11 protein-coding genes and 1 rRNA gene are annotated in these 20,273 nt (G+C 64.7%); 2 read left to right on the top strand and 10 right to left on the bottom strand.

Going from position 1 to position 20,273, the window contains the following annotated elements; translation table 11 throughout:
• Positions 1-14 precede the first annotated feature (14 nt).
• From C3B78_RS03505 to C3B78_RS03490, 4 genes are all read right to left on the bottom strand, one after another.
• Positions 15-1,537 (bottom strand): 16S ribosomal RNA (locus tag C3B78_RS03505).
• 472 nt (positions 1,538-2,009) lie between these two features.
• Positions 2,010-5,708: a 1,4-alpha-glucan branching enzyme gene (locus C3B78_RS03500; RefSeq protein WP_104996836.1), complete on the bottom strand. Its 3,699-nt coding sequence runs from the start codon at positions 5,706-5,708 to the stop codon at positions 2,010-2,012.
• A gap of 3 nt (positions 5,709-5,711) precedes the next feature.
• Entirely contained in the window at positions 5,712-7,508 is a 1,797-nt protein-coding gene (gene treS / locus C3B78_RS03495) for a maltose alpha-D-glucosyltransferase (protein WP_104996835.1), read from the bottom strand.
• Positions 7,505-9,547 carry an alpha-1,4-glucan--maltose-1-phosphate maltosyltransferase gene (locus C3B78_RS03490; protein WP_104999614.1) on the bottom strand — a complete coding sequence of 681 codons (2,043 nt, stop codon included), beginning with the start codon at positions 9,545-9,547 and terminating at the stop codon, positions 7,505-7,507. The genes treS and C3B78_RS03490 overlap by 4 nt, the downstream gene beginning before the upstream one ends.
• Before the next feature lie 192 nt (positions 9,548-9,739).
• On the opposite strand from C3B78_RS03490, the gene glgP reads away from it, so the two are divergent.
• Positions 9,740-12,358 carry an alpha-glucan family phosphorylase gene (glgP, locus tag C3B78_RS03485; RefSeq protein WP_199775323.1) on the top strand — a complete coding sequence of 873 codons (2,619 nt, stop codon included), beginning with the start codon at positions 9,740-9,742 and terminating at the stop codon, positions 12,356-12,358.
• A gap of 58 nt (positions 12,359-12,416) precedes the next feature.
• Positions 12,417-14,198, top strand: coding sequence for a thiamine pyrophosphate-requiring protein (locus C3B78_RS03480; protein ID WP_104996834.1), 1,782 nt, complete (start codon positions 12,417-12,419; stop codon positions 14,196-14,198).
• 12 nt (positions 14,199-14,210) lie between these two features.
• On the opposite strand, the gene C3B78_RS03475 is transcribed toward C3B78_RS03480, so the two are convergent.
• The 6 genes from C3B78_RS03475 to ispF form a co-directional block, all read right to left on the bottom strand.
• The gene (locus tag C3B78_RS03475; protein WP_104996833.1) at positions 14,211-14,567 is read right to left on the bottom strand and encodes a barstar family protein; all 357 of its coding nucleotides are present in this window, start codon (positions 14,565-14,567) and stop codon (positions 14,211-14,213) included.
• 8 nt (positions 14,568-14,575) lie between these two features.
• Entirely contained in the window at positions 14,576-15,049 is a 474-nt protein-coding gene (locus C3B78_RS03470; RefSeq protein WP_104996832.1) for a ribonuclease domain-containing protein, read from the bottom strand.
• A gap of 18 nt (positions 15,050-15,067) precedes the next feature.
• Positions 15,068-17,179, bottom strand: a complete 2,112-nt coding sequence (gene glgX / locus C3B78_RS03465; RefSeq protein WP_104996831.1) for a glycogen debranching protein GlgX — start codon at positions 17,177-17,179, stop codon at positions 15,068-15,070.
• A gap of 10 nt (positions 17,180-17,189) precedes the next feature.
• On the bottom strand, positions 17,190-18,179 hold the full coding sequence (gene rlmB, locus C3B78_RS03460) for a 23S rRNA (guanosine(2251)-2'-O)-methyltransferase RlmB (protein WP_104996830.1): 990 nt from the start codon (positions 18,177-18,179) through the stop codon (positions 17,190-17,192).
• 104 nt (positions 18,180-18,283) lie between these two features.
• Positions 18,284-19,759, bottom strand: a complete 1,476-nt coding sequence (gene cysS, locus C3B78_RS03455) for a cysteine--tRNA ligase (RefSeq protein ID WP_104996829.1) — start codon at positions 19,757-19,759, stop codon at positions 18,284-18,286.
• Positions 19,760-19,768: 9 nt separating this feature from the next.
• Positions 19,769-20,269: a 2-C-methyl-D-erythritol 2,4-cyclodiphosphate synthase gene (gene ispF, locus C3B78_RS03450; RefSeq protein WP_199775322.1), complete on the bottom strand. Its 501-nt coding sequence runs from the start codon at positions 20,267-20,269 to the stop codon at positions 19,769-19,771.
• Between the last annotated feature and the right edge of the window lie 4 nt (positions 20,270-20,273).

Raw genomic sequence — 20,273 nt, 5'->3', positions numbered from 1 at the left:
TAGGTGCTCCTTAGAAAGGAGGTGATCCAGCCGCACCTTCCGGTACGGCTACCTTGTTACGACTTAGTCCCAATCGCCAGTCCCACCTTCGACAGCTCCCTCCCACAAGGGGTTAGGCCACCGGCTTCGGGTGTTACCAACTTTCGTGACTTGACGGGCGGTGTGTACAAGGCCCGGGAACGTATTCACCGCAGCGTTGCTGATCTGCGATTACTAGCGACTCCGACTTCATGGGGTCGAGTTGCAGACCCCAATCCGAACTGAGACCGGCTTTTTGGGATTAGCTCCACCTCACAGTATCGCAACCCTTTGTACCGGCCATTGTAGCATGCGTGAAGCCCAAGACATAAGGGGCATGATGATTTGACGTCGTCCCCACCTTCCTCCGAGTTGACCCCGGCAGTCTCCTATGAGTCCCCACCATCACGTGCTGGCAACATAGAACGAGGGTTGCGCTCGTTGCGGGACTTAACCCAACATCTCACGACACGAGCTGACGACAACCATGCACCACCTGTAAACCGACCGCAAGCGGGGCACCTGTCTCCAGGCGTTTCCGGTTCATGTCAAGCCTTGGTAAGGTTCTTCGCGTTGCATCGAATTAATCCGCATGCTCCGCCGCTTGTGCGGGCCCCCGTCAATTCCTTTGAGTTTTAGCCTTGCGGCCGTACTCCCCAGGCGGGGCACTTAATGCGTTAGCTACGGCGCGGAAAACGTGGAATGTCCCCCACACCTAGTGCCCAACGTTTACGGCATGGACTACCAGGGTATCTAATCCTGTTCGCTCCCCATGCTTTCGCTCCTCAGCGTCAGTTAATGCCCAGAGACCTGCCTTCGCCATCGGTGTTCCTCCTGATATCTGCGCATTTCACCGCTACACCAGGAATTCCAGTCTCCCCTACATCACTCTAGTCTGCCCGTACCCACCGCAGATCCGGAGTTGAGCCCCGGACTTTCACGGCAGACGCGACAAACCGCCTACGAGCTCTTTACGCCCAATAATTCCGGATAACGCTTGCGCCCTACGTATTACCGCGGCTGCTGGCACGTAGTTAGCCGGCGCTTCTTCTGCAGGTACCGTCACTTTCGCTTCTTCCCTACTGAAAGAGGTTTACAACCCGAAGGCCGTCATCCCTCACGCGGCGTCGCTGCATCAGGCTTGCGCCCATTGTGCAATATTCCCCACTGCTGCCTCCCGTAGGAGTCTGGGCCGTGTCTCAGTCCCAGTGTGGCCGGTCACCCTCTCAGGCCGGCTACCCGTCGTCGCCTTGGTAAGCCATTACCTCACCAACAAGCTGATAGGCCGCGAGTCCATCCAAAACCACAAAAAGCTTTCCACCCCCCACCATGCGATGAGGAGTCATATCCGGTATTAGACCCAGTTTCCCAGGCTTATCCCAGAGTTAAGGGCAGGTTACTCACGTGTTACTCACCCGTTCGCCACTAATCCCCCAGCAAGCTGGGATCATCGTTCGACTTGCATGTGTTAAGCACGCCGCCAGCGTTCATCCTGAGCCAGGATCAAACTCTCCGTTGAAGTAAAACAGACACAACCCCAAGCCCCGGGAAAACGGAACAAAAAGGCTGCACAAAATTTGAAACCAGCTGTAAAAACCAGACCACCCACAGGGGCGGACAGCCCGGTCAATTCAACCAATCACTAAAACAATTGGTATCAACAAACTTGGCACACTATTGAGTTCTCAAACAACAGACACACCCGGCACCACCACCAGCAAAAAACCACCGTGGATCGCTCCGGAGCAACTTTTCAAACTTACCCGCTGGCCTCTCACTTGTCAAACCGGCGTCCGCGACTCTCTTTAGCCAAAGGCTTGAGTGTCGGTTTTCCGTCTGACTCCGTGGAGCAGCGCGGAAATAAACTCTACCACCACTTTTTCCAGATGGCCAACCGGGCCGCAGGCCGCCTCCCGCGGCCTGCCCTGGAGACCGGAAAAGGCCCGGAACCACGCGGGTTCCGGGCCTTCCGGCCATTCGAGGACCAGGTCCTAGCTGCCCGCCGGAGCTCCCGGCTTGAAGTAGGCGGCCCCCAGCGGCGGCAGGGTGACGCTCAGCGTTGCCGGCTGACCGTCCTGCCCCTGGTCCGTTGCCTTCAATTCACCGGAGTTGAGGACACCGGATCCGCCGTAAGTGGTGGCATCCGTATTCAGCACTTCGGTCCAGGCTCCGGCCTCCGGCACCCCCAGGGTGTAACCGACGTGCGGCATTCCGGAGAAGTTGATGGCGCAGACCAGCGGGTTGTTCTCCTTGTCCCAACGGATGAAGGACAGGACGTTCCGGTCCGCGTCTCCCCCGTTGATCCACTGGAAGCCCCCAGGCTCGTTGTCCCTGGTGTACAGCGCCGGCGTGGAACTGTAGACCTCGTTGAGGTCCTTGGTGAGCAGTTGCACGCCGTTGTGTGCGGGGATGTCGGCAAGCCACCAGTCGAGCCCATGCTGTTCGGACCATTCTGCTTCCTGGCCAAACTCCGTGCCCATGAAGATCAGCTGCTTGCCCGGGTGGGCCCACTGGTAGGCCAGGAAAGCGCGCAGGTTTGCGAGCTGCTGCCAGCGGTCGCCGGGCATCTTGCGGAGCATGGAGCCCTTGCCGTGGACTACCTCATCGTGGCTGATGGGAAGCAGGAAGTTCTCCGTAAAGGCGTACACCATGGAAAACGTGACCGTGCCGTGGTGCCATTTGCGGTTGATCGGCTCCTCGGAAATGTACTTGAGCGAATCGTGCATCCATCCCATGTTCCACTTCAGGCCGAAGCCGAGGCCGCCATGGCTGGTGGGAGCGGTGACCCCCGGAAACGCGGTGGACTCTTCGGCGATCATCACGGCGCCGGGGTGCGTCTTGTACACCGTGGCGTTGACTTCCTGGAGGAAGGAAATGGCTTCCAGGTTTTCCCTGCCGCCGAATCTGTTGGGCTGCCACTGCCCGTCCTGCCGCGAGTAGTCGAGGTAGAGCATGGAAGCCACGGCGTCCACGCGCAGGCCGTCGATGTGGAACTCGTCCAGCCAGTACAGGGCGTTGGCCACCAGGAAGTTCCGGACTTCGGTCCGGCCGAAGTCGAAGATCAGGGTGCCCCAGTCAGGGTGCTCCCCCAGGTTCGGGTCTGCGTGCTCGTACAGGGGCTCGCCGTCGAACTGCGCGAGTGCCCAGGAGTCCTTGGGGAAGTGGGCCGGGACCCAGTCCAGCAGTACGCCGATACCCGCCTGGTGAAGGGTGTCCACCAGGTAGCGGAACTCGTCGGGGTGGCCGAACCGGGAGGTGGGCGCGAAGTACGAGGTGACCTGGTAGCCCCAGGATCCGCCGAAGGGGTGCTCAGCCACGGGCATGAACTCCACGTGCGTGAAGCCGAGCCATTTAACGTAGTCCACCAGTTCCTTGGCGAGTTCCCGGTAGCCGAGTCCCAGCCGCCAGGAACCGAGGTGCACCTCGTAAACGCTCATCGCCGAGTTGTGGGGATCCCGCTGGGCGCGTGCCTCCATCCATTCGTCGTCCTTGAAGGCGTACGAAGGCTCAACCACCCGGGAAGCGGTCAGCGGGGGCACCTCTGTACCGAAGGCCAGGGGATCTGCCTTCTCCACCCAGTGGCCGGCCTTGGTCCTGATTTCGAACTTGTAGCACGCCCCTGCCAAAACGCCCGGAACAAAGAGTTCCCATACCCCTGAGGAGCCCAACGAACGCAGGGAGTTCTCGCGTCCGTCCCAGGCGTTGAAGTCGCCCTTGACGCGCACGGCCTGGGCGTTGGGTGCCCACACGGCAAACGAAACACCGTCCACGTCCCCCAGTGCGGACTTGTAGTGCTGGACGTGTGCGCCGAGCACCTCCCACAGCTTTTCGTGCCGGCCCTCACCGATGAGGTGCAGGTCCACTTCACCCACAGTGGGCAGGTACCGGTAGGGCTCGTCCATGGTGACCGGTTCGGCGCCGGGGTAGGTGACCGACAGGCGGTAGTCGGGAACATGCCCCTGCTGCAGCGGTTCAAGGACTGCCACCCACACGCCGTGGGCTTCATGTTCCATCGGAACTTCGCCCGCCGGGGTTATCACCGTCACTGCTTCCGCGAGGTGCTTCACCGTACGGATGGTGACGTGGCCGTAATCGTCCAGGTGCGCGCCCAGGACAGAGTGGGGTGCGTGGTGTTCACCGTTCGCGATCTTGCCCAGGGTGCCTTCGTCTACGTGCAGCGGCACCCCCGGCCGGTCAGTTCGTGCTGAGCCTGTCATTTCGTTACCTTCCGATGCTGCCCCGGCGTGATTGCCGGCGCCGTTACCGCCCAGGAGCCGCCGGGAGGCGTTCACGGGGATCGCCAACCAGTCGGGCCTGTTACGCAATTCATAAACTACTTCGTACAGTGCCTTGTCCAGCCACAATGCCACAAAGAGGGGCGACTCCCTGTCCACAAGCCCGGGCGTGACAGCCGCGTACCCTGCCAGGAAGGCCTCCGCGCAGTCGTCAACCCAGTTGGCGGGGACCTGGGCCCCTTCCTGTTCGCGCTGGGCTGCTCCGGCCGCGTAGTCGAAGGACCGCAGCATGCCGACGACGTCTCTCAGCGGAACGTCGGGGACGTTGCGTTCTGCGACGGGCCGCAGCGGTTCGCCTTCGAAGTCGAGGATCGCCCAACGCGCAGGGCCTCCCGCCGGCCCAGGGACCTGGAGGATCTGGCCGAGGTGGAGGTCCCCGTGGATCCGCTGCAGCGGGCCGGCCGGGGCGTGGTCCAGCTGGTCGAGGAGTGCGGTCAGGGCGTCGTCATAAGGGCCGACGGCGCTTCCGGCTTCCGCCCATGCCTGGCGGACGCGCTGGGCTACAGCGGGAGCGATGACCTGGCCGGGCTGGTGCTCTTCTGACTGACCCAGCGCTTCGGCCAGCCGCTGGTGGACGGTGGCCGTGGCCGCACCGAGCGCGCGGGCTTCTGCCGTGAAGTCAGTGCCGGACCTGGCGGCGTCAACGGCCAGCAGCCATGCGTCCCGGCCACCCGCCAGGAACTCGTGCGCCACGGCCAGTTCGCCCTGGACATACCGCGGACCAGTGCCGTTGGCTGCCGATCCGTTTGCCGCCTGGGCGAGCCATTCGCCGCGCACCCAGCCCAGGGTGGCGGGAACTTCCAACGTGCCGGCGGCGGTCAGCGCAGCGCCCACTTCAACTTCCGGATTGGTGCCGTCGGACAGCACCCGGAACACTTTCAGGATGGCGGCGGACTCGCCGTCGTCCACAATGACTGAACTGTTGGACTGCTCGCCTGACAGCACCTTCACTACGCCGCGGCTGGTAGGCAGCCGCCGCTCACCGTCGGCGCGGAAGCCGGCGGCGGTTCCGTTGGGCGCCTTTTCCCGGTTCCGGATGAGCTCAAGCAAACTGCCCACGAAGTCGGGATCGTGGACGGCGTCATAGACCCAGGTCCTGGATGGATCCATTCCTGCTGCCTGCCCCACAAGGGCACGCTCCATCCCGGCAGCCGGCGCCTGCCGGAAACTCAAGGGAACCTGGACAACGGCAGTCCGCCTGCCGCCGTCGGGCGTCTGCGTGGTGACGCTCAGGAGGAACACGGCCAGCCCGGCGTGGCCCGAGGGGTCCTCGAGCCCCAGGCTGCCGGCCTGGGACATCTCAAAGTCGGGCGTCTTGACCGGAAACCAGCGCTGCCGTGGCAGCCATTCCTGGAGGAGGGCAGTGAGGGCGGGGGTGAGTATTGGCTGGTTCATATCTCAGTTCTCAATCGAGAGGATCGGCATTGCCTGCGTGTACGGGGACGACGGGTTGGATGCAGCCGATCGGATCCGCAACCAGAAGAAGTCGTGGCTGCCAAGGGTCAGGGTCAGGTTTCCGTCCTCGTTGATGCCGGGGAACGGCTGGCCGCCAAAGACATCGCGCAGCCCCCGTCCGGCGAACTGCGGGATCTTCAACTGGGCCGCGACTGGATGCTGCGAGAGGTTGAAGGTGCACAGGATGGTCTCCGCGACGGCTCCCGCCGAGTTGCCGTCCGGCAGTTCGCGGAGGTAGGCCAGCACGGCGTCGTGGTCGGCATCGACGTGCTTGAACCCGCCGAGGCCGAATGCGGGATGGTTCTTGCGGACACTCAGGATCTGCCGGGTCCAGCGCAGCAGCGAACCGGAATGGGCCGCCTCAGCCTCCACATTGGCCATGCCGTAGTTGTAGACCAGGGACTGGATGGGCGGCAGGTAGAGCTTGCCCGGATCCGCGTTGGAGAACCCGGCATTCCGGTCCGGGTTCCACTGCATCGGGGTGCGCACGGCGTCGCGGTCTTCAAGCCAGATGTTGTCACCCATGCCGATCTCGTCCCCGTAATACAGGAAAGGGCTGCCGGGCAGCGAAAGCAGCAGGGCGTTGATCAGCTCGATCTCCGCGCGGGAGTTGTCCAGCAGGGGCGCGAGCCTGCGGCGGATGCCGATATTGGCACGCATGCGGGGGTCCGGCGCGTACCAGCCCAGCATGGCCGCCCGCTCGTCCGCGGTGACCATTTCCAGGGTCAGTTCGTCATGGTTCCGCAGGAAGGTGCCCCACTGAGCCCCGTCCGGTATTTCGGGGGTGTCCTGCATGGTCTCGATGATCGGGGCGGCCCTCTGGTCCCTGAGCGCGTAATACAGCCGAGGCATGATCGGGAAGTGGAAGGCCATGTGGCATTCGGGCTCTTCCTCCGTCCCGAAGTATTCCACCACTTCGTTCGGCGGCTGGTTGGCCTCGGCGATGATGACCCGCCCGGGATAGCTCTCATCCACCATGGTGCGGAGCTTCCGGAGGAACTCGTGGGTGGCCGGAAGGTTCTCGCAGTTGGTCCCCTCCTCTTCGTACAGGTAGGGGATGGCGTCAGCCCGGAAACCGTCGATCCCCTGGTCGAGCCAGAACCTGACCACATCGAACAATGCCTCGATGACCTTCGGGTTTTCGAAGTTCAGGTCGGGCTGGTGGCTGAAGAACCGGTGCCAGAAGAACTGGCGGCGGATGGGATCGAAGGTCCAGTTGGACTCCTCGGTATCCACGAAGATGATGCGCGCGTCCTGGTACTTCTCGTCGGTGTCGCTCCAGACGTAGAAGTCCCCGTAGGGGCCGTCCGGGTCCTTGCGCGACTCCTGGAACCACGGGTGCTGGTCCGACGTGTGGTTCAGGGGCAGGTCGATGATGACCCGGACGCCCCTGGCGTGGGCTTCGGCAACCAGCCGCTTGAAGTCACTGATGGTTCCAAACTCGTCCAGGACCGAGTTGTAGTCGGAGATGTCATAGCCGCCGTCGCGCAGCGGTGACTGGAAAAACGGCGGCAGCCACAGGCAGTCCACGCCCAGCCACTGCAGGTAGTCGAGCCTGTCAATGAGGCCGGAGAAGTCGCCGGAGCCGTCACCGTTGGCATCCGCAAAGGCCCTTACCAGTACTTCGTAGAACACGGCCTTCCGGTACCACAGCGGATCATGCTGAAGGCCCGGGGCATTTAGCTCGAACGTGCTCTTGGGAGTGAAATGCTGGCCGGAACTTTGCGGATTGAAATTCACTGATGCATTCTCCTCACGCGCAGGATGTGCGCGGGCTCCACGTGCGGGTCAAGCCGGACGTAGTTGTACTCGCCCCACTCCCAGCTTTCACCGGAGATGAGGTCATCCACGTGGAAGCCTCCGTTATGCGTCAGGTCCCGGGCGTCGAGTTCGAGGGCCGCCAGGTCCAGCGAGACCGTGGATTCCCTGGTCCCGTGCGGATCTACGTTGACCACCACGATGAGCGTGTCCTTGGTTCCGTCCGGAAGGGTCTTGTGCTTGGAGTAGACCACCGTGGCGTCGTCCGTGCTGTGGTGGACCGTCAGGTTCTGCAGGTCCTGCAGCGCGGGGTGGGCGTGCCTGATCTCGTTGAGCCTGGTGATGTACGGGGCGAGGGTCCGTCCGGACTGCGCCGCAGCGTCCCAGTCGCGTTCTTTGTACTCGAACTTTTCGTTGTCGATGTACTCCTCCGCACCGGGCCTGGCCACGTGCTCAAACAACTCGTAGCCTGCGTAGACCCCCCACAACGGACTGGCAGTCGCGGCCAGTGCGGCCCTGATCCTGAACGCCGCCGGCCCGCCGAACTGCAGGTATTCGGTGAGGATGTCCGGGGTGTTGACGAAGAAGTTGGGGCGGAAGAAGGCCGCTGACTCGTGGCTCACCTCGGTGAAGTAAGACTCGATTTCCTTCTTGGTGTTCCGCCAGGTGAAGTAGGTGTAGGACTGCTGGAACCCCGCGCGGCCAAGCGCATGCATCATGGCTGGACGCGTGAATGCTTCGGCCAGGAATACCACGCCGGGAACCTCTTTGTTTACCTGCGCAATAAGCCATTCCCAGAACCACACCGGCTTGGTGTGCGGGTTATCCACGCGGAAAATCTTTACTCCGTGGCTCACCCACAGCAGCACAATCCGCAGAATTTCGTTCGAAAGGCCCTCGGGATCATTATCGAAATTGAGCGGATAAATGTCCTGGTACTTCTTTGGCGGATTCTCGGCATACGCAATGCTGCCGTCCACGCGGGTGGTGAACCACTCCGGGTGCGACTGTACCCAGGGATGGTCCGGGGCCGCCTGGAGCGCGAGGTCCAGGGCAACTTCCAGGCCCAGTTCGTTTGCCCGCGCCACGAAGGCGTCGAAGTCCTCGAAGGTGCCGAGGTCCGGATGGATGGCATCGTGGCCGCCTTCGGCCGCGCCGATTGCCCAGGGCGAGCCGGGATCGTTGGGGCCGGCGATCAAGGTGTTGTTAGGGCCCTTGCGGTGCTGCACGCCGATGGGGTGGATGGGCGGCATGTAGAGGACATCGAAGCCCATGGCGGCGACGGCATCCAGCCGCCTGGCAGCGGTGCGGAAGTTGCCGGAGGTCCAGGTGCCTGTGGTGTGGTCCTTGACCGCCCCCTCGGAGCGGGGGAAGAACTCGTACCAGGCGCCGCGCCCGGCACGATCACGTTCAACGTTCAGCGGGAACCTTTCGGAGACGGTCACCAGTTCGCGGATAGGCTGGTGCGCCACAACCCCCGCTACGTCGTGGCCGAAGCCGGCCCCGAGGCGTTCTTCCGTGCTGAGGGACGTGTCGGCGAGCCTGCCGGCGGCGGCACGGAGCACGCCCCGGTCCCAGTCGCTGCGGGAGTCGTCTTCGGAAGCTTCGCCGAGCAGCGCGGATCCTTCCGCCAGCATCAGCTCCACGTCGATTTCGGCGGCCACCTTCACCTCGGCGTTGTGGTGCCACGTGGCGTAGCGGTCGTGCCAGGCCTCGATGGCAAAGGACCAGTTCCCCTCTTCCGACGGCGTGAGCACGCCTTCCCAGCGGTCCGTTCCCATGCCGCGCTCCCCGCGCGGCGGTGCGAGCCTGACCCTCTGGCGCTCGTTGCCTTCGGGGTCGAAGAGCACTGCACTGACACCCAGTTGGTCATGCCCTTCGCGGAAAGCCGTGGCGCCCACCACGATTCCTTCGCCGGGCAGGGCCTTGGCCGGAAACTTGCCATCCTCCACGACGGGCTGCACGGCGGTAATCGGGAATCGTCCGAACCGCAGCCCATCAGTGATGGGGCGGGTCGACATTTTCATTGATACGGCGCTGGTTCCTGAGTTAGTCGTCACAGGCTCGACGTTAGCGAGAAAAGAGCAAGATTGCTAAGCCTGCGCACCAATTTCTGCGCGTCCCCCGTCATTTCTTCCCGGCCAACTGTCATTTACCCAAAAGAAACCCGGGGCTGGTTCCGGCCGCGCATGTTGTCGGTTAGTGTGACGCAGGTGAAGGCAATCCGCAGATTTACCGTCCGTACCGTCCTCCCCGAACCGATCCGGCCACTGGCCCGCCTGGCGAGCAACTTGCGCTGGTCCTGGCACCGCCCCACGCGGGAACTTTTCGCGGGGCTCAATCCCCGCCTTTGGGAAGAAAGCGGCCAGGACCCGGTGGGTTTCCTTGGGATGGTAAGCCGCGAAGAATTCCAGCAACTTGCCGCGAACCGCGCGGTTGTGGAACGTGTGCGGGCCGCTGAGGAGGACCTTGACCGGTACCTCGAGGAGCCGCGCTGGTACCAGGGCCTTGGCCCGGATGCCCCTGCATCGATCGCCTACTTCTCACCCGAATTCGGCATCACCGAAGTGCTCCCCCAGTATTCAGGCGGCCTGGGAATCCTGGCCGGCGACCACCTGAAGGCCGCCTCGGACCTTGGAGTGCCGCTGATCGGTGTTGGCCTTCTCTACCAGGCCGGCTACTTCAAGCAGTCCCTGTCCAGGGATGCCTGGCAACAGGAGACGTACCCGGTACTGGACCCGGACGGCCTGCCGCTCACGCTGCTTCGCGAGCCTTCGTCGGACGGCATCGGACGCCCCCTTCAGATCTCGCTTCCCCTGCCCAACGGCCGGCGCCTGCTGGCACACATCTGGCGGGCCGACGTCGGACGCGTTCCCCTGCTCCTCCTGGACTCCAATGTCCCCGGCAACGACGACGCTGCCCGCAGCATCACCGACCGCCTCTACGGTGGCGGCGGAGACCACCGCCTGCAGCAGGAGCTGCTGCTGGGCATGGGCGGGGTCAAGGCCCTGCGCGCCTTCCAGCAGCTCACCGGCACCACGGCCCCGGAGGTGTTCCACACCAACGAGGGCCACGCCGGTTTCCTTGGCGTCGAACGAATCCAGGAACTCATGGCCGGGGACCAGGCGCTGACGTTTGACGAGGCCCTTGCGGCGGGGCGGGCATCCACTGTTTTCACCACGCACACCCCGGTCCCTGCCGGCATCGACAGGTTCGAGATAGCCCAGATCCACCACTTCTTCCAGGCCGGCCTGGCGCCCGCCGTTCCCACGGACAGGATTCTGGAACTCGGCCGCGAGAACTACGCTGACGGGAACCCGTCCGTGTTCAACATGGCCATCATGGGCCTGCGCCTCGCGCAGCGGGCCAACGGCGTCGCAAAGTTGCACGGGGAAGTTTCCCGCGGGATGTTTTCCGCCCTGTGGCCGGGATTCGACCACTCCGAGGTGCCCATCACGTCCGTAACGAACGGCGTGCACGTGCCCACGTGGGTGGACAGCCGCATCTCGAAGCTTGCCCGCGACCAGTTTGGCAGCGAAGCTGAGGCGAACGGCCGGTGGGACCTCGCCTACAACGTCAGCGACGCCGATGTCTGGGCGCTGCGGCGCGAGATGCGGGCGGCCCTGGTGGAGGACGTCCGCCGCCGCCTGCGGGCTGCCTGGAAGAAGCGCGGGGCAGCTGATGCGGAGCTGGGCTGGACGGACAACGTCCTGGACCCGGACATCCTGACCATCGGTTTTGCCCGCCGCGTGCCCACCTACAAGCGGCTCACCCTGATGCTGCGCGAGCCTGAGCGCCTGAAGGCACTGCTCCTGCACAAGGAGCATCCCATCCAGCTGGTTATTGCCGGCAAGTCGCACCCCGCTGACGACGCCGGCAAGAAGATGATCCAGGACCTGGTCAGGTTCACCGACGATCCCGAAGTGCGCCACCGGATCGCCTTCCTGCCCAACTACGACATCGCGATGGCCCGGACGCTGTTCCCGGGCTGCGACGTCTGGCTCAACAACCCGCTCCGGCCGCTGGAGGCATGCGGAACGTCCGGCATGAAAGCCGCGCTCAACGGGTCGCTGAACCTCTCCGTCCTGGACGGCTGGTGGGATGAAATGTACGACGGCGAAAACGGCTGGGCGATTCCCACCGCCAACAATGGCGCATCACCGGAGGAACGCGACGACATAGAGGCAGCAGCTTTGTACGAGCTGCTCGAAACCCAGGTGGCCCCGCGCTTCTACGGCAGCACGGTATCAGCCGGCGCCGGCGCTGCGGGCCCTTCGACGTCGGGGGCCGAGAAGGTGCCCACGCATTGGGTCTCCATGATCAAGCACACCCTCTCGCACCTCGGTCCGGCCGTCTCCGCCGAACGCATGCTCCGCGACTACGTGAACATCCTCTACCGTCCGGCCGCGGAAGCGGGGCGGAACGCTTCCGCGAACTCCTACTCGCAGGCCCGCACCCTGGCGGCCTGGACGGCAAAGGTACGTTTGGCATGGCCGCTGGTGCACGTGGAGCACGTGGACTCCGTGGGCGTCTCCGAGGATCCCCAGATCGGCGACACGCTGCAGGTCAACGCGTACGTGGCGCTGCACAGCCTCACCCCTGAGGACGTATCCGTGGAAGTGGCCTATGGACGGGCCGAGGAAAGCGACACCCTCACCGACATCACCGTGATGGAGCTGAAGGTACAGGAGGACCTCGGCAGCGGGCGCCACCTGTTCAGCGGCTCGCTGGTGATCGACCGCTCGGGACCGTTCGGTTACACCGTGCGGGTCCTGCCGCGGCACGACGCCCTCGCTTCGAAGGCCGAGCTGGGACTGATCGTCAACGCTTAGCCGCGGGTTCCGCGGGTAAGGGTCCCGGCAGGCAGTCAAACCGTATGCAGGAGGACCCATGACCGAACGAACAGTCTCCGATGTGATCGTGGACCGGCTCACCACCTGGGGGGTGGACCGCGTCTTCGGCTACAGCGGCGACGGGATCAACGGTTTCATGGGCGCACTGCGCCGTGCCGAAGGAAGGGTTGAGTTCGTCCAGGCCCGGCATGAGGAGACGGCTGCCTTCATGGCCGTGGGCCACGCAAAGTACACCGGCGGGGTGGGAGTGGTCACCTCCACCCAAGGCCCTGGCGCCGTCCACCTGCTGAACGGGCTCTACGATGCCAAGCTCGACGGCGTTCCGGTTGTGGCGATCGTAGGGCAACAAAGCCGCACCGTGCTGGGGTCCGCCTATATGCAGGAGATCGAGCTTACGGTCCTGTTCAAGGATGTGGCCGCCCAGTTCGTCCAGCAGGTCAGCGCACCGGAGCAGGTCCCCATGGTCCTGGACCGGGCTTTCCGCACAGCCAAGGCCACCTCCTCACCCTGCGTGGTCATCATCCCGCATGACATCCAGTCGGCACCGGCCCCCGAACTGGAACAGGAACACGGCATTGTGGTCACCGCGCCTTCGTGGAGCACAGCAACCAGGATGCCCCGGGATCAGGATTTGGAGGCTGCGGCAGAGCTCCTCAACTCCTCGGAACGGATTGCCCTGCTCGTGGGCCAGGGGGCGCGGCACGCCGCCGGGGAGGTGGTGGCGGTGGCCGAAAAGCTTGGTGCCGGAATTGCCACCAGCCTGCTGGGCAAGCCCTATATGGATGAGACCCTGCCGTTTGCGGCAGGCACCATGGGACACCTGGGAACCACCGCCAGCGCGCACCTGCTGGGCAACTGCGATGCGCTGCTTATTGTGGGCTCCAACGATCCCTGGACGGAGTTCTATCCTCCGCCCGGCTCAGCCCGGGCTGTCCAGATCGACATCGACGAGCGGAAGATCGGCAACCGCTACCCGGTTGAGGTGGGTTTGGCGGGCGACGCCGCTTTGGCGCTGCGGGCCCTGAATCAAAGGCTGCAACCTCGCGGCCCAGGGCAATGGCGGACCGACGTTGAGCGGGAAGTCTCCCGCTGGCGGGCTTTGGCCGGGGAAAGGGCTGCCGTCCCGGCGAGCCCGGTGAATCCCGAGCGGGTGGTCCGGGAACTGAACGACCGGCTGCCCGGGAACGCCCTGGTGAGCATCGACGTCGGCAGTTGTGTTTACTGGTATGCCCGGCAGCTGGTCCTTCCGCCGGGCGTCCCGGCGCACCTGTCCGGAACCTTGGCCAGCATGGGATGTTCGCTCCCCTACGGCATTGCGGCAAAACTGGCGCATCCGGACCGGCCGGTAGTGGCCTTGGCAGGTGACGGCGCCATGCAGATGATTGGCATCGCCGAACTTGTGACGGTCGCCCACCGTTGGCGGCAGTGGGCCGATCCGCGCTTCGTGGTCTGCGTGTTCAACAACAGGGAACTCACCGAGGTGACATGGGAGCAGCGGGAGTCCGAGGGCGAACCGCGGTTCGCGGCAAGCCAGGAGCTGCCGGACTTTCCTTTTGCAGGCTACGCAGACCTGCTGGGCCTGAAAGGCATCCGGGTTGAGGACCCGGACCTCATCGGGGAGGCGTGGGAGCAGGCGTTCGCCGCGGACCGCCCCGTGGTGATCGAAGTGCTGACGGACCCGGAAGTTCCCTTGCTGCCCCCATTCCCTGCCGGCCGGGAGAAGGCGGAAAGCATGCGCACGGCGCTGGCTGAAGAGGAGAACGGCGGCCGGGCCCTGGATCTTCTGGCGACCTACACCGGCCAGGAAGAGCGCTCCTAAAGCGGGACGGCGTTAAAGCAGGACGGCGGTGACGGCCAGGTCCTTGCCCGCGTAGCGCTCGGCGTCCTGGAGGATTTCGCAGATGATCCCGAACGCCCTGTCACTGCGGAACGGCGCAGCCACCTGCCACAGGACCGTGACCGGAGCGTTGCCGTTGTCCGTGATGCTGTCCGCGAAGTCATGCAGTGAATCATTGAGCGCGTCGAGGTTGACGCCGTAGTGTTCCGGAAAGTTGAGGACCTCGCCGAAGGTTTCCAGGACAGCCTTCTTGCTGTCAGCTGCGGGAACCACCAGGCTGCGGCGTCCCGCGTCGGCCACCTGCTCCTGCAGTTCCTCAAGGGTCCAGGTGTCGCCGGAGTAGATCTTCATGGCTATGCTTAGCTGCCTTCCGCTATGTATTTGAATGACTCGTAGTGATCGTCCGTGTAGTATTTCTCGCCGTCAGCGCCGGCCACGATGCGGCGCGCTCCCCTGTCCGATTCCCCGGGAGTCGGCACTGTGTACTCGCGGTAATACCCCCTGTCCCGCCGTGGCAGGATGCGCTCGAAGTTACCGAAGGGCTGGCCGTCCTGGCTGTAGCGGTACGGTCCGCCCGCGCGGATGAGTTCGAGAACCCTGCGTCCCTCCGCGGGGAGCGCGGACTCACGAACCTCCGGCAGCCCCGAAGGGTTGACCTGTCCAGGAGAGGCGCTGGTCCCGGGTGCGGCGCTGGGCGCAGGCACGGCACTGGAGGTGCCCTCCGGCGTCGTATCTTCCGTCAACTGGCCGAGGAATCCCGTGCCGCCGAAGGCCAGGAAAGCGAGCAGCACCAGGCCCGCCAGCAACAGGGGCAGGACGGAACGGTGGCGCATTGTGGAAATCCCCCGTGCCTAGCTGCGGTAGATGCTGATGGAATAGGCCTCCACGAGGTCCTTTTCCCCTGCGGCAACCTGCCCGCCCTGGCGTTCCTCATGCAGTGGCGAGGTAGTCAGCCGGAGCTCGAACATGCGCAGGGCTGTGGCCCCGGCCGTGACGCGCGGCAGCGTGAACTGCAGGTCCGAAGCGCTGCCGTTGACCACCATCAACCCGGCAAAGCCGCCGTTGTCCGAGCCCAGGAGGAGCTGCACCACGCGGTTGTGGGGATCGTTCCAGCGTTCCATGGACATCGGGTGGCCGTTCTGGTCGAACCAGTACAGGTAGGACTGCTCGTCGAGGACAGGGAAATCGTGGGGCTGGGCCGCGAGGAACTCCTTGCGCAGGCGGATGTAACGCTTGGTGCTGCGGAGCATTTCGTGAGACTCGGGAGTACGGGTCCAGTCCAGCCACGCGAGGGAGTTGTCCTGGCAGTAGGCATTGTTGTTTCCCTGCTGGGTCCGGGCAAGTTCGTCGCCGGCGGTGATCATGGGAACGCCCAGGGAAACCAGCATGGACGCCATCAGATTGCGGCGGGACTGGGCCCGCTTGGCGAGGATCGTGCCGTCCTCGGTAGGACCTTCCACGCCGTGGTTGTAGCTTCGGTTATCCCCGTGCCCGTCCCTGTTCTCCTCGCCATTGGCCTCGTTGTGCTTGCGGTCAAAGGAGACCAGGTCATTGAGCGTAAAACCGTCGTGGGAGGTGATGAAGTTGACTGACGCCAGGCGGGAGCGTCCGGAAGGCTGGAAGAGGGCGGCGGAACCGGACAGCGAGTCCGCGAGCTTGGCGAGGGGCCCGCCGTGGCCGCCAGCATCCAGGGCGGCGCGGTCGGTGAGCCAGAACGAACGGAGCGCGTCCCGGAAATGGTCATTCCAGTCGACCCAGCCGACCGGAAAACGTCCGGTCTGCCAGCCGCCGTAGCCCACGTCCCAGGGTTCGGCAATCAGCTTCACGTCGGACAGGACAGGATCGGCGGCGACCGCAACCAGGAACGGGTGCCGCGGGTCAAACTCGTTGGCCGCGTTCCGGCAGAGGGTCACTGCGAGGTCGAAGCGGAAGCCGTCAATGTGGAACTCATCCACCCAGTACCGGAGGGAGTCGAGGACCATCTGGACCACGCGGGGCTCGCCGAAGTTCAGGCTGTTTCCGCAGCCCGTGGTGTCCACGTATCTCCCGTGCCCGTCGGTGCGGTAGTACGCCTGCTCGCCCAACCCGCGGAAGCTCAGGGTCTGCCCGTCGGGGCCGCCCTCGGCCGTGTGGTTGTAGACGACGTCCAAAATGACTTCCAGCCCGGCGGCATGGAGGTGCTTGACCATTGACTTGAACTCGTCCTGGACAGCCTGCGGCCCGGCCTTCTGGGCGGCGCGCGTTGCATAGCCCGGATGCAGGGCGAAGAAGGCCGCCGTGTTGTAGCCCCAGTAATTGGTTAGTCCCAGGTCCTGCAGGTGTGGCTCGTCCAAGTGGAAGTGCACCGGCAGCAGCTGCACCGAGCTGACGCCCAGGCTTGTGAGGTGCTCGATAATGGCGGGGTGGGCCATGCCTGCGTAGGTTCCCCGGAGTTCTTCGGGGACGTCGGGGTGGAGCATGCTTTGTCCCCGGACGTGGGCCTCATAGATGATCGTGTTGCGCCACGGCAGCCGCAGCCGCTGGTCGGTTCCCCAGTCGTAGGCGCCTGCCATGCGCACGCTGGCAAGGAAGCCGTCCTGCTGGTCCACGGCGCGGCCGTAGGGATCAAGCAGCAGCGGCTGGCCGGCGTCGCCCTCAATTTCGCTGGTGGGCGCTGCGAAGGGCAGGGACTGCTCGCCGGATGCGGGCCGGAAACCATAACGGGATCCATACGGCAGGTCCTCGACGATGCCGTGGTGGACGCCATGGGTGACGTTGGGCAGTGCCTGGGTCCGCCACTCCCCGCCCGGGGCGGCGTAGACGACCTCCAGGCTGGATACGCCAGGCGCATAGCAGGCCACGTTGGCCCGTCCTGCATGGTTGCTGCCCGTCCCGTCCGAGCCGGCGCGCGGAACACTGACACCGAGCGGAACCGCCGTGGAGGCGTCCATGGTGGAAGCAGTGTCGAAGAGCGGCATGACCATAACCCGGCGCCTACTTTGCGGCGCGCTGCCGGGAGACCTCATACAGGGAGATGCCTACGGCCATGGAGGCGTTGAGGGATTCCATGGCGGAATCGATGGGAATGGAGACGATCTGGTCGCAGTTCTCGCGGACCAGGCGGCTGAGTCCCTTTCCTTCCGAACCCACCACGATGCACACCGGTTCGGTCGCCAGGGTCAGGTCCGGCAGGGAGACGTCGCCGTCGCCGTCCAGGCCCAGGACGAAGATCCCCATGGATTTGAACTGCTTCAGGGCGTTGTTAAGGTTTGAGGCCCGTGCCACCGGCACGCGGACAGCGGCGCCGGCGCTGGTCTTCCAGGCTGAGGCGGTGACGCCGACCGAGCGGCGTTCCGGGACAATGACGCCGTGGCCGCTGAAAGCGGAAACCGAGCGGATGATGGCGCCAAGGTTACGGGGATCGGTAATGCCATCCAAGGCAACGAAGAGCGGGGCGTTGGCGACGTGGCCCTTCTTCCACTTCGCCACCGTATCTTCGGCCAGTTCGTAGGCGTCCTGGTAGTCGTACGGCGGGATCTGCAGCACCAGGCCCTGGTGGATGGCGTCGTCGGTCATCCGGTCCAGTTCGGGCTTTCCGGTTTCGAGCAGCGGAATGCCCCGCTCGGCGGCGAGCTTCAGGGATTCCTTGACACGGTCGTCCATTTCGATGCGGATGGCCACGTGCAGGGCCTTGGCGGGAATGCCGGCGCGGAGCGCCTCTACAACCGAGTTGCGCCCGGTGACGACTTCCTCGGTGGCACGGCCCTTGGGGCCGGACTTGGCCGCACCGGCGCTGCGGGCGCCCGGGTTGCGCTTGGCCGCAGACCGCTCAGAGAGCTGTTTGGCCTTGTGCGCCTTGTGGTAAGGGCGGTCCTCTGCCTTGGGCGTGGGGCCTTTGCCTTCCAGGGCCTTGCGGCCATGGCCACCGGTCCCGATGGTTGGGCCCTTCTTCGCTTTAACCGATCGGCGACCATTGTTGGCCATTGTGTTCCACCCTTGATTGTGCTGACTGAGTCTGCCTACCAGTCTACTGACCGAAGAAAAATCGGCTGCCAAGGATGGACCCGCTTGTCCTGGAAACGCGCCGGTCAGTCCCGCTTCAGGCTCCAGGTTGCGCCGTCCGGGCCGTCCTCCACCAGGATGCCGGCAGCGGTGAGGGTGTCCCGGATGGCATCTGATGCCGCCCAGTTCTTCTCCGCCCTTGCCGCGGCACGGGCTTCCAGCTGGGCCTGCACCAGGACGTCCAGGGCGGCCTTGTCCTTGGCGTTGCCGGCATCGGTACCTGCCACGGCATTCAGCCCCAGGACGTCGGTCATGACTGACACCGTGTCTAACGCGAGACGGGCGGCGGGGTCATCGCCTTCGGCAAGGGCGGTGTTGCCGGCCCGGACCGTCTCGTGCAGGGCGGCCAGCGCACGCGGGACGTTCAGGTCGTCGTCCATGGCCTCGGCGAACGTGCGCAAGGTATCGGCGGAGGAGCCGTCGGGGCCGGCAACTGAGCCGGAGCCGGTACCGAACCGGGCGGTCGCCTTGGCAATAAAACCATCAATGCGTTCGACGGCGGCCGCGGCCTCCTGGAGGGACGTGGGCCGGTAGTCCAGCACTGAGCGGTAGTGGGCCTGGCCAAGGTAGTAGCGGACCACGCGGGGGGATGCCAGTTGCAGCATCTCGGCAGGGCTGACGGTGTTGCCGATGGACTTGGACATTTTTTCGCCCTCGTAGGTCACCATGCCGTTGTGCATCCAGAAGTTGGCGAACGGGTGGCCCGCCGCCTGCGACTGGGCCAGCTCGTTTTCGTGGTGCGGGAACCGGAGGTCAAGGCCGCCGCCATGGATATCGAACTCGGCGCCGAGGTACTTGGTGACCATGGCGGAGCATTCCAGGTGCCAGCCCGGGCGGCCGGCACCCCAGGGGGAAGCCCAGCTCGCCGTCGTCGGCTCTCCTTCTTTGGACCCCTTCCACAGGGCGAAGTCGCGCGGGTCCTTCTTCCTGTTGCTGAATTGAGGTTCGACGTCCGGGGCTGCCTGCATGTCGTCGATGTTCTGCCGGGTCAGTGCGCCGTACTTGCTCCAGGAACGCACGTCGAAGTAGACATCGCCGGAGTCGTCCAGGGCGGGATAGGCGTGGCCGCGGTCGATCAGCTGCTGGATGAGGGCGTGCATCTCCGGGATGTGTCCGGTGGCGCGGGGCTCGTACGTTGGCCGGGAAACGCCAAGCGTGTCGTAAGCCTTGAGGAATTCCTGCTCATAGCGGTAAGCGAGTGCCCACCACTCTTCCTCGGCCACTTCGCCAGGTTCCGGGGTGAAGCCCGGCGCGAAGGAGGCCTCGGACTTGGCCAGGATTTTGTCGTCGATGTCCGTGACGTTTCGGACCACCGTGACCCGGAGCCCGCGGTGAACCAACCAGCGGGTGAGCTGGTCAAAGGCAATGGCCGAGCGGATGTGGCCTACGTGGGGCATGCCCTGCACGGTGGCCCCGCAGTAGTAGAGGCTGGCTTTGCCCTCGACGATGGGGACGAAGTTCCGGACTTCGGCGGAGGCAGTGTCATAGAAGCGCAGGGTCACCGCTCCAGATTAGCTGATGGGAAGGTGCGGCCTCGGGTAGACAAGTGCAGTGGCCACCGCGGCGATGCCTTCACCGCGGCCGGTGAACCCGAGGTGGTCGCTGGTGGTGGCGGTGACGCTGACGGGCGCGTCCGCGGCGTCACTGAGGACCTGTTGGGATTCCTCCCGCCGCGGGCCGAACTTGGGCCGGTTGGCGACGAACTGGACAGCCACGTTGCCGATCTCAAATCCGGCGGCCCGGACAATCCGCGCAGCCTCGGCCAGCAGCGCGACGCCGGAGGCGCCGGCAAACTCCGGCCGGTCCGTACCGAAATGCGTGCCCAAATCTCCTACCCCGGCGGCGGAAAACAGCGCATCGGCGGCGGCATGGGCCACCGGATCGCCGTCGGAGTGCCCGGCCAGGCCCCGTTCGCCCGGCCACAGGAGTCCGCCCAGCCACAGCGGGCGGGGCTGGTCCTCAGTGGCGTAGGCGTGAACGTCCAGCCCGATTCCGGTGCGGGGGATAACCATGTCC

This window comes from Arthrobacter sp. PGP41 (assembly GCF_002953935.1).
Classification (GTDB): Bacteria; Actinomycetota; Actinomycetes; order Actinomycetales; family Micrococcaceae; genus Arthrobacter.
Note: the sequence above shows the minus strand (reverse complement) of the source record. Positions and strands in the feature narration are given on the sequence as shown.

Excerpts from the sequence above, each read along its gene's own strand:
- C3B78_RS03475 (WP_104996833.1), bottom strand. The coding sequence starts at position 14,567 with ATGAAGATCTACTCCGGCGACACCTGGACCCTTGAGGAACTGCAGGAG.
- C3B78_RS03470 (WP_104996832.1), bottom strand. The coding sequence starts at position 15,049 with ATGCGCCACCGTTCCGTCCTGCCCCTGTTGCTGGCGGGCCTGGTGCTG.
- C3B78_RS03480 (WP_104996834.1), top strand. The coding sequence starts at position 12,417 with ATGACCGAACGAACAGTCTCCGATGTGATCGTGGACCGGCTCACCACC.
- glgX (WP_104996831.1), bottom strand. The coding sequence starts at position 17,179 with ATGGTCATGCCGCTCTTCGACACTGCTTCCACCATGGACGCCTCCACG.
- C3B78_RS03490 (WP_104999614.1), bottom strand. The coding sequence starts at position 9,547 with ATGTCGACCCGCCCCATCACTGATGGGCTGCGGTTCGGACGATTCCCG.
- C3B78_RS03500 (WP_104996836.1), bottom strand. The coding sequence starts at position 5,708 with ATGAACCAGCCAATACTCACCCCCGCCCTCACTGCCCTCCTCCAGGAA.
- rlmB (WP_104996830.1), bottom strand. The coding sequence starts at position 18,179 with ATGGCCAACAATGGTCGCCGATCGGTTAAAGCGAAGAAGGGCCCAACC.
- ispF (WP_199775322.1), bottom strand. The coding sequence starts at position 20,269 with ATGGTTATCCCCCGCACCGGAATCGGGCTGGACGTTCACGCCTACGCC.